General features: G+C 36.5%; 15 protein-coding genes. 6 read left to right on the forward strand and 9 right to left on the reverse strand.

Features of this window, described 5'->3' with window-relative positions:
• Nucleotides 1–13: 13 nt before the first annotated feature.
• Together Q3Y49_RS08785 and trxA are read left to right on the forward strand one after the other, a co-directional pair.
• Nucleotides 14–541 (forward strand): DUF3347 domain-containing protein, encoded by a 528-nt coding sequence (locus Q3Y49_RS08785; protein WP_303271938.1) that lies wholly within the window; start codon nucleotides 14–16, stop codon nucleotides 539–541.
• A gap of 391 nt (nucleotides 542–932) precedes the next feature.
• Nucleotides 933–1,256, forward strand: coding sequence for a thioredoxin (gene trxA / locus Q3Y49_RS08790; RefSeq protein ID WP_303271939.1), 324 nt, complete (start codon nucleotides 933–935; stop codon nucleotides 1,254–1,256).
• Between the two features lie 28 nt (nucleotides 1,257–1,284).
• Here the strand turns inward: trxA and Q3Y49_RS08795 are convergent, their stop codons facing one another.
• The 8 genes from Q3Y49_RS08795 to Q3Y49_RS08830 all read right to left on the reverse strand — a co-directional run bounded on the left by Q3Y49_RS08795 (nucleotide 1,285) and on the right by Q3Y49_RS08830 (nucleotide 8,910).
• Entirely contained in the window at nucleotides 1,285–1,455 is a 171-nt protein-coding gene (locus Q3Y49_RS08795) for a hypothetical protein (RefSeq protein ID WP_303271941.1), read from the reverse strand.
• 4 nt (nucleotides 1,456–1,459) lie between these two features.
• Nucleotides 1,460–2,791, reverse strand: a complete 1,332-nt coding sequence (gene argH, locus Q3Y49_RS08800) for an argininosuccinate lyase (protein ID WP_303271943.1) — start codon at nucleotides 2,789–2,791, stop codon at nucleotides 1,460–1,462.
• Nucleotides 2,788–3,876, reverse strand: coding sequence for a M20 family metallo-hydrolase (locus Q3Y49_RS08805; RefSeq protein ID WP_303271944.1), 1,089 nt, complete (start codon nucleotides 3,874–3,876; stop codon nucleotides 2,788–2,790). Before Q3Y49_RS08805 ends, argH begins: the two co-directional genes overlap by 4 nt.
• Entirely contained in the window at nucleotides 3,876–4,670 is a 795-nt protein-coding gene (gene argB / locus Q3Y49_RS08810) for an acetylglutamate kinase (RefSeq protein ID WP_303271945.1), read from the reverse strand. The genes Q3Y49_RS08805 and argB overlap by 1 nt, the downstream gene beginning before the upstream one ends.
• A gap of 243 nt (nucleotides 4,671–4,913) precedes the next feature.
• Nucleotides 4,914–5,876 (reverse strand): Rossmann-fold NAD(P)-binding domain-containing protein, encoded by a 963-nt coding sequence (locus Q3Y49_RS08815; RefSeq protein WP_303271946.1) that lies wholly within the window; start codon nucleotides 5,874–5,876, stop codon nucleotides 4,914–4,916.
• Nucleotides 5,877–5,886: 10 nt separating this feature from the next.
• On the reverse strand, nucleotides 5,887–6,852 hold the full coding sequence (argC, locus tag Q3Y49_RS08820; protein ID WP_303271947.1) for an N-acetyl-gamma-glutamyl-phosphate reductase: 966 nt from the start codon (nucleotides 6,850–6,852) through the stop codon (nucleotides 5,887–5,889).
• Complete coding sequence (locus Q3Y49_RS08825) at nucleotides 6,845–8,038, reverse strand: argininosuccinate synthase (RefSeq protein WP_303271948.1); 1,194 nt, start codon at nucleotides 8,036–8,038, stop codon at nucleotides 6,845–6,847. The genes argC and Q3Y49_RS08825 overlap by 8 nt, the downstream gene beginning before the upstream one ends.
• 200 nt (nucleotides 8,039–8,238) lie before the next feature.
• The gene (locus tag Q3Y49_RS08830; protein ID WP_303271949.1) at nucleotides 8,239–8,910 is read right to left on the reverse strand and encodes a GNAT family N-acetyltransferase; all 672 of its coding nucleotides are present in this window, start codon (nucleotides 8,908–8,910) and stop codon (nucleotides 8,239–8,241) included.
• A 678-nt stretch (nucleotides 8,911–9,588) separates the two neighbouring features.
• Here Q3Y49_RS08830 and Q3Y49_RS08835 point away from each other — a divergent pair.
• Genes Q3Y49_RS08835 through Q3Y49_RS08850 form a run of 4 tightly spaced genes read left to right on the forward strand, consistent with a single transcriptional unit; the run spans nucleotide 9,589 to nucleotide 12,685 of the window.
• A complete protein-coding gene (locus Q3Y49_RS08835; RefSeq protein ID WP_303271950.1) occupies nucleotides 9,589–10,524 on the forward strand; it encodes a phosphoribosylaminoimidazolesuccinocarboxamide synthase in 936 nt (311 codons plus the stop codon).
• A 51-nt stretch (nucleotides 10,525–10,575) separates the two neighbouring features.
• Nucleotides 10,576–10,959, forward strand: a complete 384-nt coding sequence (locus tag Q3Y49_RS08840; RefSeq protein WP_303271951.1) for an STAS domain-containing protein — start codon at nucleotides 10,576–10,578, stop codon at nucleotides 10,957–10,959.
• Nucleotides 10,960–10,965: 6 nt separating this feature from the next.
• The gene (locus Q3Y49_RS08845) at nucleotides 10,966–11,880 is read left to right on the forward strand and encodes a ribonuclease Z (protein ID WP_303271952.1); all 915 of its coding nucleotides are present in this window, start codon (nucleotides 10,966–10,968) and stop codon (nucleotides 11,878–11,880) included.
• Nucleotide 11,881: 1 nt separating this feature from the next.
• Nucleotides 11,882–12,685 carry a queuosine precursor transporter gene (locus Q3Y49_RS08850; RefSeq protein WP_303271953.1) on the forward strand — a complete coding sequence of 268 codons (804 nt, stop codon included), beginning with the start codon at nucleotides 11,882–11,884 and terminating at the stop codon, nucleotides 12,683–12,685.
• Between the two features lie 140 nt (nucleotides 12,686–12,825).
• Here Q3Y49_RS08850 and Q3Y49_RS08855 read toward each other — a convergent pair whose 3' ends face one another.
• Nucleotides 12,826–13,356, reverse strand: coding sequence for an REP-associated tyrosine transposase (locus tag Q3Y49_RS08855; protein WP_303271954.1), 531 nt, complete (start codon nucleotides 13,354–13,356; stop codon nucleotides 12,826–12,828).
• Nucleotides 13,357–13,554 lie beyond the last annotated feature (198 nt).

Here is a 13,554-nt window from a genome sequence, read left to right on the forward strand (position 1 = left end):
AAATTTTATAAAAATGAAAAAAGGAATAGTAAGTTTATTGGCACTAGCTGTGCTAACATTTGCATGCAGCCAAGAAAAAAAGTCAGAAGAAAAAGTAGCTGAAGAAACTCCACAGGAGGAGAAAGTAATGCAGGCGTCTACTTCGGAAGTTAGTTCAGAGCAGTTGAAGAGCATTTTGTCTTCGTATTTTAATGTGAAAGACGCTTTGGTGAATACAGATGCAAAGGAAGCAAAATCTGCTTTAGCCAAGTTGTTGGAGAGTGTTGGCTCAGAATTTGAGCAAATCAAGTCATTAACAAAAGAAATGCATGACCAAGAAGATGTTGAGGAAATCCGTTCTGGTTTTGATGATTTAAGTCAAGAGGTTTATGCATTAGTTAAAGATAATGCAGAAAGTAAAGATCAAAAAGTGTATAAGCAATTTTGCCCGATGGCATTTAATAATGAAGGCGCATTTTGGTTAAGTGATAAAGAAGAAATCCGTAATCCATATTTTGGTGATAAAATGCTGAAGTGTGGTAAGGTTCAAGAAGAGCTATAAAATTATGTGGTTAAACCTGTCAGGTTTCTTAAATTCTAATAAAGAAGAGGGCTAAAATTTTCCAACTCAGTTTGAAAGTTAAAACCTGACAGGTTTGGTTTTAAGTATAAGCAAATGAATTGATGGATAGATTAGCGGATGTTTTCAATTAAACAGTAAGATAGTAAAAGCTTTTCAAATAGAATTTTATGATAAGCGGATCAATTTTATCAATTAAGTTTATTGATTTTAGCTTTATTTAAGGGGTTTTTAAGATGGAGTATTTTTCAAATTTTAAACAATAGTCGCAGATGTGACATTTGTTACTGAAATAGAAATGTGTGTAGCAACAATTTTTTCTATCTTTACGTTTTCAAAGACAGAATAAGAAATTAATTAAATAGAAAATAAGATGGCAAGTACTGTAGAAATAACTGACAGCAATTTTGAAGAAATATTAAAATCAGACCAACCAGTATTGGTTGACTTCTGGGCAGAGTGGTGTGGACCTTGTAAAATGATCGGCCCATTGGTCGAAGAATTAGCCGGAGACTATGATGGAAAAGCGGTAATTGGAAAAGTCAACGTTGACGAAAATCCTAATGTGTCTGCTAAGTTCGGAATCAGGAGCATTCCTACTTTGTTGGTTTTCAAAGGAGGAGAAGTTGTGGATAAGCAAATTGGTGCAGTTCCAAAACAGGTTTTAGCTGACAAAATTAATGCTCAAATGGCTTAATAAGCTAAATTAAAATATCATAAAATGGCTACTTTTTAATTAAGGTAGCCATTTTTTTTAGAGTTCTTTTAAAAGTATTCACTTCCAATCCAGCTTCAAACTGTTTTTTGTGCGCCATTCCTGCGCAGTCAGGAATCTTGTGTACTTGAATCTCAGTTTCAATTCTATTCTTTAAAATTACGGTGTTCGTTCTCAACATTTTTTTACCCCAGCAATCTTCCTTTACTAAGCTCAATCATACTAAAATTAAAACGTTTGATTTTAGATTGCATCTTTTCATTAATCTCTTCCAAACATAAATTCCCGATACTCCCTTCATGAATATGGTCTAGTTGAGCTGCGGCCTTAAAATCTCCTTTATCTATATCCAAGCCCACTTTTTTATAAGCATCTCTAAAGGATATACCGCTTTTTACCAATCTGTTTACTTCTTCCACACTAAATAGGTATTGATATTTTTTATCTTCCAAAATATTTTGCTCCAGTTTAATTTCTTTTAACATAAAGTGTGTGATATTTAAGCAATCCAAAGTGGTTTCGATACCAGGAAAAATGTATTCCTTCAATAATTGCTTATCGCGATGGTAGCCTGTAGTTAAATTGGTATCATTCAATATAATGGCATTTGGGATGGCATGCAGTTGATTACTTTTTGCACGCACGAGTTCCATAACATCAGGATTTTTTTTATGTGGCATTATGCTACTACCAGTTGTGAATTCATCTGGGAAGCTAACAAAAGCGAAATGCTGATTCATAAAAAGACAAATGTCTGATGCCATTCTGTTAAGCGTACCTCCAACAGCACTCAATGCAAATGCTAGAGTTTTTTCGGTTTTCCCTCTACTGCTTTGAGCATTAATTACATTGTGGTGCATGTCTGAAAAGCCCAGTATTTCAGTGGTGAAGGTTCTATCTAGTGGGAAGGATGAACCATAACCGGCAGCCGAACCTAAGGGGTTTTTATCTATAATTTGAAAGGCGGCAAACAGGATATCCATGTCCTCCGCCAAAGACTCAGCAAAACTACTGAACCATAAGCCAAACGAAGAGGGCATAGCCAGCTGAGTATGAGTATAGCCGGGCATCAAGTCCTGTTTATGTTTTTCAGCAAGGTGCAGCAAAAGATCAAATAATTGCTTGCTGGACTCTACTATTTCTTTGACTTTATCCCGATAAAACAATTTTAAATCCACAAGTACTTGATCATTTCTTGATCGTCCACTATGGATTTTCTTCCCTATATCTCCTAATCTTTCCGTTAACAAAAACTCGATTTGGCTGTGGATATCCTCAACACCTTCCTGAATTTGGAATTTACCTCCTTGAATTTCTTGATAGATATTTTTTAATTCTTTCGATAGAGCCTCGAACTCGTTGTCAGATATTAGCTGAATTTTCGCTAACATAGTTATATGTGCTATGGAGCCCAATACATCATATGGAGCTAATAGAAGATCAAATTCAGTATCTTTCCCAATGGTGAACTGTTCTATTTCTTTTAAGGAGTCCGTGTTTTTTTGCCAGATCTTCATTTTGTGGTATTTTGATGGTTCATGTATCTTTCCAGCAATTGAATGTAAATTTCAATGCCTTCTTCAATTTCTTTTATTTCAATAAATTCATCTGCAGTATGAGAGCGTTCCGATTTCCCCGGACCGATTTTTACGGAGTCAAATGGAATAAGTGCCTGATCAGATAAAGTTGGGCTTCCGAATCTTTCCAATCCTAATACTATCGCTACTTCCATTATTTTGTGCTTTTCAGGAAGAAAAGAGCTTTGTAATCTGAATGATCTAGCTTTTAATTCGCTTTGTAATTGGCTTTGTAATTCTTCAAAGGCTTCCTCTAAAGTATAAGCATCCGTAATCCTAACATCCAAAGTGAATTCACAAACATCAGGCACGACATTGTGCTGCTGTCCTGCTTTTATCAATGTGGCGCTTACTTTATTCTCGCCTAAATATTTTGATGATTTTTTAAATTTAAAATCCCTGACTTTCAGAATGTCTTCCATAGCTTTATAGATGGCATTTTCTCCTTCGTCTCTGGCAGCATGTCCGGCTTTTCCCTTTGCAACGGCATCTATTACCAATAAGCCTTTCTCTGCTACTGCCAGTTTCATTTCTGTCGGTTCGCCTACTATGGCCACTTCGCATATCGGAATTTGTTCAAGCGCTCTGCTGATTCCATTTTGTCCACTTATTTCTTCTTCTGCGGAAGCGATAAAAATGAGGTTGTAGGGAATATCTTTAGGATAAAAAAATAGAAAAGTGACAATTAAACTTACCAATGAAGCTCCGGCATCATTACTTCCTAACCCATAAAGTTTTCCACCTTCCTCTATTGCCTCAAATGGATTTTTGGTATAGCTTACATTTGGTTTTACTGTATCATGATGAGAATTAAGCAAAATGGAAGGCTTTTGCTCATTAAAATGAAAATTATAGGCGATTAGGTTATTGCCTATCCGCTTAAAACTCACTGATTCACTGTTCAGGAAATGCCCTATTGCATCAGCAGTTTTATCCTCTTCTTTGCTGAAAGAGTCAATTGTTATCAATTCTTTTAATAATTGAATGGCTTTAGCTTTCAAGTCTATGAGTTGAGTATTTTCCATTATGCACAAATAAAGGTTCCTGTTTTTTGATCGGCTATTGCTTTATCGATATCATCTGCCGACCCAATTCTTATTTTTGATACTCCAGATTTTAAAGCTTGAAATGCATTCTCTAATTTTGGTTTCATGCCGTCATAAATCAAGGATTTAGACAAAAGTTCTGCATAAGATTTAGGGTTTAGTTGTGGAATAATTGATTTCTCATCGTCAACATCCAACAAAACTCCTTTTTTATCAAAGCATAGCCATAAATTCACTTCAAACTGCGTTTGCAAGGCACAGGCAATTTCCATGGCAATTGTGTCGCCATTGGTATTCAGTAATTGCCCTTTTCCGTTATGCGTAATCGGGCAAATGACAGGAGTTAATTTTTGCGTTAATAGGCTTTCAAGGAAGTCCTTATTTACTTTTTGAATATCTCCTGCAAAGCCATAATCAATCGTTTTTACTGCTCTTTTTTCTGCCTTAAGCAAATTTGCATCCGCACCACTCAAGCCAATTGCATTCACTTTTAATGCTTGAAGTTTGGCTACTATCTTTTTATTGATCAATCCGCCATAAACCATGGTGATTAAATTGAGCGTCTCTTCATCAGTTATTCTTCTGCCTTCATGAAAATGAGGCGATATCCCCATTTTTTCACCTATTTGATTTGCCAAAATTCCACCGCCATGAACCAAGATTTTCTGTCCTGGTATTTTGGAAAAGGATGTGATAAACTGAGCTAAAGCTTCTTCATTATCAATGGTTTTTCCTCCTATTTTAATGATATTCACGACTTCTTTATTCTTCATTTTCATTTAATTTGCAGGTTATTTTCCTTTGTGTTCTATTGTATCTTTTGTGGTTAAAAAAGAATATTTGTTAATTTTTACCAACCTTTGCTAATTCCCACCACAATAGAAACAAAACCTGTCTGCCGCAGGCAGGGAAAACAAAAAGTTTTTCGCCTTAGCGAAAAATTCCTTAATGAAATTTCCTTGATATAATAGCATTAGTCTGTCACCAGCTGTGTAGGTTACATACACTTAGAATTTTTAATTAGCATTTCCGGCTTTGATTTGAGAAATAATTTCAAAAAGCACAGCCTGAGCTGCGTAAATTCTATTTTCAGCTTGTAAAGGCACTAGACTTTTATTGCCATCCAAAAGTTCATCGGCCAATTCCAGATTTCTTCTTACCGGCAGGCAATGCATAATTTTGGCACTTTCTTTTAGATGATGACTTTTTAAAAGCCAATCGCCTTCTACTTTCGGTAAATTTCCATAATCATGGTAACTGCTCCAGTTTTTGACGTACACAAAATCCGCATCTGCTACAGCTTTTTCTTGATCATATTCAATTTTTGCTCCATTTGTGAAATGCTCATCCAATTCATACCCCTTAGGTTGAGTGATGGTCAGGTCATGATTCATCCCTAGCGCCCATTCTGCAAAAGAATTGGGAACTGCATGAGGTAGTGCCTTTACATGTGGTGCCCAGCTTAAAACTATTTTTGGTTTTGAATGCTGTTTCCAAGTTTCTTCAATGCTCATCATATCAGCTAAAGATTGGAGCGGGTGGCGACTTGAGCTTTCCAAACTCACTACCGGGATTTGGCTATATTTGATAAATTGATGGATAACCTTATCCGCTATATCCTGTTTTTTATCTGTTAAAATGGGGAAGGCACGAATAGCCAAGATATCAAAATAGTTACCTAATACTGATGCCGCTTCTTTGATGTGCTCTGCTTTGTTTTCATTCATGATGACGCCTTCTTCAAATTCCAGTGCCCAGCCTTCTTTGTCGATATTGAAAACAATAGCCTCCATACCGAGATTTTTGGCGGCAATTTGTGTGCTCACACGGGTTCTCAAACTTGGGTTTAGAAAAATTAGTCCTATTCTAAGGTCTTTGCCCAATTCTTTTTGCAAAAAAGGCTTTTCCTTAAATTGAAGGGCTGATTGAATTAATTTTTCAGCAGTGGATTGAGTTTCAAATTTTATAAAATTTTGCATTTCTGTTGATTTAATAAGCTGTGGCTTTTAGTTGTAATCCTAAGGCTTGCTCCCAGCCTAAATGTAGATTCATGTTTTGTACTGCTTGTCCTGCAGCTCCTTTCAGAAGATTGTCGATGATGGAAGTAATAATCAACTGACCTGATTTTACTTCAAGATGCAATAGACATTTGTTGGTATTGACCACTTGTTTCAAATCAATTAAGTCATCAGATATATGAACAAAGCTTGAGGATTTGTAATATTTTATAAATTTCTTTTTTGCTTCTTCAAGATTTCCTTTAAAAGGAAAATAGGCAGTTATTAAAATCCCTCTTGAGAAATTCCCTCTATAGGGTACAAACAGGATGTCTTCCTTGAAATTTGAATCCAATTGAGTGAAAGTCTGCTTGACTTCATGCAAATGCTGATGTTCGAATAACTTATAAGAAGATACATTCTGATTTCTCCTGCTAAAATGAGTAGTTTCTGATGGAATTGTGCCTGCTCCAGTGCTTCCCGTAATACCACTTACATGAATGCTTTGCTGCACCCAAGATTTGGCAATAGCAGGTGCCAAAGCCATTTGAATTGCTGTGGCAAAGCAACCCGGATTGGCAATGCGCTTTGATGATTTGATTTTATCCTGAAATACTTCGCTGAGTCCATAGACAAAACCTTCCGTTTCATTTCGGAAATCTGTACTTAGGTCAATGATTAAAACATCATCCGCTACTTTATTTTGCTTCAAGAATTTTTCTGATTTCCCATGGGGCATCGCCAAAAAAATCACCTGAGCACTTTCTTTCAAGCAATTGCTAAAGGTCAACTCAGTTTCTCCAAGTAAGTCGGTATGCACTTTGCTTACTTTCATTCCATTTTGGCTATTGCTCAAAACAAAATCCAGTTCTACTTTCGGATGATGTAACAATAATCTTATCAATTCACCTCCAGCATAGCCTGCAGCACCCACTATTCCTGCTTTTAACTTATCCATGAGTTTTGTTTATTTGGTGATAAATTGCGGTTTGATTCCCTAATATTTTGGTGAACCCTTTTGCATCTTCAGCTGTCCACGCCAAATTCATTTCTCCATAACTGCCGAATTTACTAGACATCAAATCATGTGGTGATTCAATTCCTATCAAGCTGAAATGCTCAGGTTTCAATTTCGCATAGACCTTTCCACTTACCGTTTGCTGACTGTCCAAGAACATCGCTTCAATATTTCGCATTACCGGATCCAGATAATGTCCCTCATGCAAATGGTTTCCATAAAATTCAGATAATTGATTTTTCCAGAAGATCTGCCATTTAGTTAGCGTGTGTTTCTCCAATAGATGATGTGCTTTTATAACGATTATCGCAGCAGCGGCTTCAAAACCGACTCTGCCTTTAATCCCAATAATGGTATCGCCCACGTGCACATCCCGACCAATCCCAAAAGGGCTGGCAATTTTTTCCAAAGTTTGAATGGCTTCGGTTGGATGGGCAAATTCTTGATCATTTAAGCCGATTAACTCTCCATTTTTGAAAGTAAGCGATATCTCCTCCGCTTCTGTTTTACTGATGGGAGTTGGGAATGCCTCATCAGGTAAATATTGATTTGAAGTCAAAGTCTCAGCACCGCCTACTGAAGTTCCCCATATCCCTTTATTGATGGAGTATTTTGACTTTTTAAAATCCATTTCAACACCTTGCGCTTTTAGGAACTCAATTTCTTCTTCTCTGCTCAATTTTAAATCTCTAATTGGAGTAATGATTTCGATTTCAGGCATAAGAATTTGAAAAATCATATCAAATCGAACTTGGTCATTACCAGCGCCAGTGCTTCCATGCGCGATGGCATCTGCCCCGATTGCTTTTGCATAAAGTGCTAGGGCTTGAGCTTGTACTATTCTTTCTGTGCTGACCGATAGAGGATAAGTCTGATTTTTTAAGATATTACCAAATACCAGAAATTTAATGACCTTCTGATAAAATTCTTCCAATCGATTGATTACTGTAAAGGAAGCGATGCCTAATTTATTGGATTTAGCACCCACTGCTTTTAATTCTTCAGGAGAAAATCCTCCGGTGTTGACTAAAACGGCATGGACTTCATAGCCTAATTCTTTTGATAAGTATAAGCCGCAGAAGGTGGTATCCAAACCTCCGCTATAGGCTAAAACAACTTTTTTCATAATCTATATTTTTATTTTTTTAATTCAATTCTATGTATTCATATTTATTAAACCGGTTTTCAATAATGCAACCAACTATTATTCGCCCAGCCCTGTATCTCACAGGGCTTTTAGTTCAGAGTTTGTGAAGACACAAACTCGAACGACATGGGAGAAACGACCAGTAAGGTGACCTCACAGGGCTTAAGCTCAATAGATGATTAAAATAAATTTACCAATTGAGATGAATGCTTTTTGAGTTTTAGCATCACATGCTTTTTGATCCTGGTCCAGCGCTCAAATAGCTTGATGTTTTTGGTGAAATTCTTCCTTAGCGCCTTGCCTTTGCTTTCAGGCTTGGGAGTGTATAACATGGCGGTGCAAATGCAATTCTGCTTGTATTTAGACTGCAGAATATCATAATTCACACAGCTTTGACAGCCTTTCCAGAACTCCTCATCTTTTGTTAAGTCTGAGTAGCTCACGGGGATATAGCCCAAAGAAGAGTTGATTTTCATTACTGCACTCCCTGTAGTCAAGCCGAAAATTTTCGCATTGGGATATTTCTTTCTGCTTAACTGAAATATTTCAGATTTAATGGCTTTAGCCAAACCTGTCATTCTAAACTCAGGAGCTACAATTAAGCCCGAATTGACAACATATTTCTCATGATCCCATGATTCGATATAGCAAAAGCCTGCCCATACCTTATCTAGGGTCAAAGCAATTACTGCTTTGCCTTCCAGCATCTTTTTTTCTATATATTCAACTGATCTACGGGCAATACCAGTCCCTCTTTTGGCAGCGGATGTTGCCATTTCTTCTATAATGTTGGAAGCATAAACTTGATCTGCTTCCGTAGCAACTCTAATATGAAATTTGGATTTTTCCATTGAATGAAAAATTGAATTGCCTCACCTCTATTTTTTCAAAATGGTAAATAGGATTCAGCGTTACTAAATGAAATTGAATAATTATAAAATATGAGTTTTTGGATTCCCGCATAGGGTATCCTAGAATAGAAAAGGGCTATGCCCTAAAGAAAAACCTGCGAACCTGGCGGTTACGCAATACATTCACAGCATCAAAAGCAATTGTTGCTAATGAAGTAAAATTTTGCGCTATGGTGTTATTCTTTTTCAAATTGAACGACAAAGGTTTGTAATAATTTCTGATAATACAATGGAAAATCCTATAAATTTTTTAAATCACAGCTTTTTACTAAGAATGTCATAAATAGAAATACGTCTTTTTTATTAAGTACTCTGAGTGCGTAATAAAACTTTCAAAAAATATAATATAGCTCAAAATTTAGGCAATAGTTGGAAAAGAATTTAATCGACCACTTCCGAGGAACTCGGAAAAGTGGGAGGGAGGAAAGTTTAGCGAGCCAGCGTTGGAATTGAGGCTAGAAGCATTAAACTATCTTGATTTTTTGTTTCTTTTTGATTAAGCAAAAAGAAAGGTAGAGAAATGAAAGTAATGAAGCAGGCCTACAGATAAATTTTTATTGATAAATTCAATTACATCCTATCTTTTATATCTGCCAACACTTAGCTATTTTTGCCCTAATGGAAGCAATTAGAGAAACCAATTTTCAGCTGCCTAATCAGCAAAATTTTTATAGAGGGAAAGTAAGGGATGTTTATACAACTCCTGATCAATTAGTAATGGTGGCTACAGATCGCCTTTCTGCTTTTGATGTGGTGATGCCTCGGGCTATCCCTTTTAAAGGACAGGTACTAAATCAAATTGCCGCAAAAGCGCTAAAAGATACAGAAGACATCGTTCCGAATTGGCTTTTGTCAAATCCTGATCCAAATGTGAGTGTGGGATTTAATTGTGAAACCTATCCAGTGGAAATGGTGATCAGAGGTTATTTGGCCGGCCATGCCTGGCGGGAATATAGAGATGGGAAACGCAGTGTTTGCGGAGTTTCATTACCAGAAGGTTTGAAGGAAAATGATAAATTGCCTCAGCCTATCATTACGCCTACTACCAAAGCCCACGAAGGACATGACGAAGACATTTCTCGAGAAGAAATCTTAAAGCAGGGATTAGTGTCCCAAGAAGAATACGAAAAACTAGAATCTTACACTCAGAAATTATTTAAAAGAGGATCTGAAATTGCGGCAAAAAACGGACTGATTTTGGTGGATACAAAATACGAATTCGGTAAAGTGGGCGATAAAATCTTTTTGATAGATGAAATCCATACGCCAGATTCTTCCCGCTTCTTTTATTCTGATGTTTACTTAGAAAATCAAGCTAAGGGATTGAAGCAAAAGCAATTGTCAAAAGAGTTTGTAAGGGAGTGGCTGATTGAAAATGGTTTTCAAGGTAAAGAGGGCCAACAGATTCCTGAAATGACAGATGAAAAGATAAAGGAAATATCTAATCGATACATTGAGTTATTCGAAAAAGTTACGGGTGAGAAATTCCAACCCCGTGACTACAATAACGTATTAGAAACGATTGAACAAAATATCCTAGAAAAGATTAAATAAGAAGTTACCTTTATGTAAGTTCATTACCTAAAAGTTTTAAATAAGATAAACATGAAATATTCAATTGATAAAGAAGAGAAGTATTCATTAATCAAAATTAAGGAAGAAAAATTTGATTCTTCAGTGGCATCAGGTTTCAAATCTGATTTGGTTACCATGCAGGCAGAAGGAGTACAGAATATGGTGATTGACATGTCAGAAGTGAAATATGTAGATTCATCAGGATTGAGTGCTTTATTGGTAGGAAACAGGGTGATTGGAGAAAATGGTGGAGCTTTCATCATTGCAGCTCCCACTGAGCACACAGAGAAATTGATTAAAATCTCTCAATTAGATAAAGTATTTGATATTTTACCAACCGTTCACGAGGCAGTGGAATCTGTTTTCATGCACGAATTGGAAAAAGGGTTAGGTGAAGAAGACGATAGCGAGTAAAATTCCTTGTCTTTTGAAGTTCACATATTAGGCTCCAATTCGGCAGCCCCAGCTCATGGAAGGCATCATACTTCGCAGGTCTTGCGGATTCAAGACATGCAAATCATGATTGATTGCGGAGAGTCTGCACAAATTCAAATGAAAAAATATGGCTTAAGAAAAAATCGCTTAAGCCATATTTTTATTAGTCATTTGCACGGGGATCATTTCTTAGGTCTTATGGGACTGCTATCCACCATGCATTTGAATGGAAGAAAAACTGATTTATATCTGTATGGGCCTCTTGGCTTATCTGAAATTATTCAGCTTCATTTAAAGTATGCGAATACGCATTTAAGTTACCTTATTCATTTCCAGGAACTAAGGGGAGATCAATCAGAATTGATCTTAGATCACCCCAAATTAACAGTTCGAACCATTCCACTCAATCACAGAATTCCATGCACTGGGTTTTTAATTAAAGAACAACCTAAACCAAAAAGGCTGAAGAAAGAAAAAGTAGGAGAATTGAGCGTGCGTGATATTAACATCCTAAAGAAGGGAAAGGATGTAGTGAATGAAGCCGGGGAAGTGAAATTTAAAAATTCGGATTACACCTTACCAGCAAAGCGATCGAGGAGTTATGCTTATTGCTCTGATACTAAATACAATGAAGACATCATTCCTTTAGTGAAGGAAGTGGATTTACTTTATCATGAAGGAACATTTCTACATGAGAACTTGGAAAGGGCTGAAGCGACCTATCATACAACTGCGAAGCAAGCAGGTATTTTTGCTCAAAAATCAAAAGTGGGTCAATTGTTGATTGGTCATTTTTCAAATCGCTATAAAGAGTTAGATCCCTTACTGGAAGAAGCTCAAAAGGAATTTGCTAATACTGCCTTGGCACAAGAAGGCCAAGTTTTTACTATAGAAGAATAAAATGGATGCGGTAAAGTCAAACGGGTCGCTCAATAGAAAAAAAAGAAATCTCTTTATTGTATTAAGCGGGATATTCCTAACCAATGCTCTGTTAGCTGAGATTCTAGGGGTGAAGATTTTTTCGGCTGAAGCCACTTTGGGTTTTCCACCCGCTCAGATCAAACTGTTTGGAGACTTTGTATTAGATTTTAATCTTACTGCAGGCGTAATCATTTGGCCTATTGTGTTTGTCACCACTGATATTATTAATGAATATTTCGGGAAAAAGGGCGTTCGCAGAATTAGCTTTTTGACTGCATTGTTTATTCTCTATTCTTTTTTTGTGATTTATGGTGTTACAAAATTAGCTCCCGCTGATTTCTGGTTAAACGTTAATTCACCTGATCCACAAGGCAATGAATTCAATATCAATTATGCGTATGGAGTAATTTTTCAGCAGGGTTTAGGGATTATTTTGGGCTCCTTAACTGCTTTCTTGATCGGACAGTTTTTGGATGTGTTGGTTTTTCAGCACCTAAGAAAATTTACCGGAAGTGGAAAAATTTGGCTCAGGGCAACAGGCTCTACTTTAGTCAGCCAGTTAGTAGATAGCTTTGTGGTGCTTTGGATTGCCTTCTTTGTTTTTGGGAATTGGAGCATGGAGCAAGTGCTTTCTGTTGGAGTCATTAATTATATATATAAAGGTGCACTGGCTATTTTACTCACGCCACTTCTTTACATAGCTCATTTCTTTATAGATCGGTATTTAGGAAAGGAAAATTCGGAGAGGATTACTGAAGAGGCTGCTGGGGAGGGGTTTTTCTAGCTCGCCAGAGGCGGTAGTAATTTTCACTAGCCGCAGGCTAGCGGAAGATATAGATTGGGCTATCGCTAGCCTCTGGCTAGTGATGCTTACTTTTGCCTCCGGCAAGGATTAGGAAGCTAAGTCATCCGGTACTGTATTCTTTAGCTTTCTAAGATCGTTAATGGACTATCGAAACATGCGCTACTGTATTTATAATATTGAGGTTCAGTCACAATGCCAGCCCTTACAGGATTTTCATGTATGTAGTTTGTTTTTTGATCCAAGATTTTACTGTCAGAAATTAGTGTTGGTTGATTATTAGTTTTCCAAAGTCTATATTCTCTAAATTGATTACTTAATGTTGCGAAATGCTTAAATAAGTTTAGAAGCCAGTAGCTTCTGCTTTCTTTGGGGTTATTATTAATTTCTCTTATAAATTCTTTTGCAGTAAAGCTTTTAAACCTTCCTATTAACTCGTTTAAATCCTTATCAATTCTTCTGCATACCAAATGTATATGGTTGCTCATGATCACGTAAGAGAATATCTCTAGATTTTCATTTTTCTGACAATAGTAAAGATTTTCTACAATAATTCTTTTGTAATCTTCTCTATCAAATAAATTTATCCAGCCCACCAAAGTTAATGTGATGAAATAGGTATCATTGGAAGTAGTTTTTCTGAATTGACTCATTGAAATAAGGTCTTGGTTTAAAGAATGATGCTAAATTAAACACATGCTAGAAAAAGATAAAAAAAGCTTGTATTTATTTCGGCTATAAACCTCGCCAGAGGCTGGAGTATTATCCACTAGCCGGAGGCTAGCGGAAGCGATTGTATCCAATCGCTAGTCTCTGGCTAGTAATGATTACTGTTACCTTTGATGAGGATT

The sequence above is a fragment of the Marivirga harenae genome (assembly GCF_030534335.1).
GTDB lineage: Bacteria > Bacteroidota > Bacteroidia > Cytophagales > Cyclobacteriaceae > Marivirga > Marivirga harenae.

Coding starts and splice junctions, on each gene's coding strand:
- Q3Y49_RS08785 (WP_303271938.1), top strand. CDS start 14: ATGAAAAAAGGAATAGTAAGTTTATTGGCACTAGCTGTGCTAACATTT.
- trxA (WP_303271939.1), top strand. CDS start 933: ATGGCAAGTACTGTAGAAATAACTGACAGCAATTTTGAAGAAATATTA.
- Q3Y49_RS08795 (WP_303271941.1), bottom strand. CDS start 1,455: ATGTTGAGAACGAACACCGTAATTTTAAAGAATAGAATTGAAACTGAG.
- argH (WP_303271943.1), bottom strand. CDS start 2,791: ATGAAGATCTGGCAAAAAAACACGGACTCCTTAAAAGAAATAGAACAG.
- Q3Y49_RS08805 (WP_303271944.1), bottom strand. CDS start 3,876: ATGGAAAATACTCAACTCATAGACTTGAAAGCTAAAGCCATTCAATTA.
- argB (WP_303271945.1), bottom strand. CDS start 4,670: ATGAAGAATAAAGAAGTCGTGAATATCATTAAAATAGGAGGAAAAACC.
- Q3Y49_RS08815 (WP_303271946.1), bottom strand. CDS start 5,876: ATGCAAAATTTTATAAAATTTGAAACTCAATCCACTGCTGAAAAATTA.
- argC (WP_303271947.1), bottom strand. CDS start 6,852: ATGGATAAGTTAAAAGCAGGAATAGTGGGTGCTGCAGGCTATGCTGGA.
- Q3Y49_RS08825 (WP_303271948.1), bottom strand. CDS start 8,038: ATGAAAAAAGTTGTTTTAGCCTATAGCGGAGGTTTGGATACCACCTTC.
- Q3Y49_RS08830 (WP_303271949.1), bottom strand. CDS start 8,910: ATGGAAAAATCCAAATTTCATATTAGAGTTGCTACGGAAGCAGATCAA.
- Q3Y49_RS08835 (WP_303271950.1), top strand. CDS start 9,589: ATGGAAGCAATTAGAGAAACCAATTTTCAGCTGCCTAATCAGCAAAAT.
- Q3Y49_RS08840 (WP_303271951.1), top strand. CDS start 10,576: ATGAAATATTCAATTGATAAAGAAGAGAAGTATTCATTAATCAAAATT.
- Q3Y49_RS08850 (WP_303271953.1), top strand. CDS start 11,882: ATGGATGCGGTAAAGTCAAACGGGTCGCTCAATAGAAAAAAAAGAAAT.
- Q3Y49_RS08855 (WP_303271954.1), bottom strand. CDS start 13,356: ATGAGTCAATTCAGAAAAACTACTTCCAATGATACCTATTTCATCACA.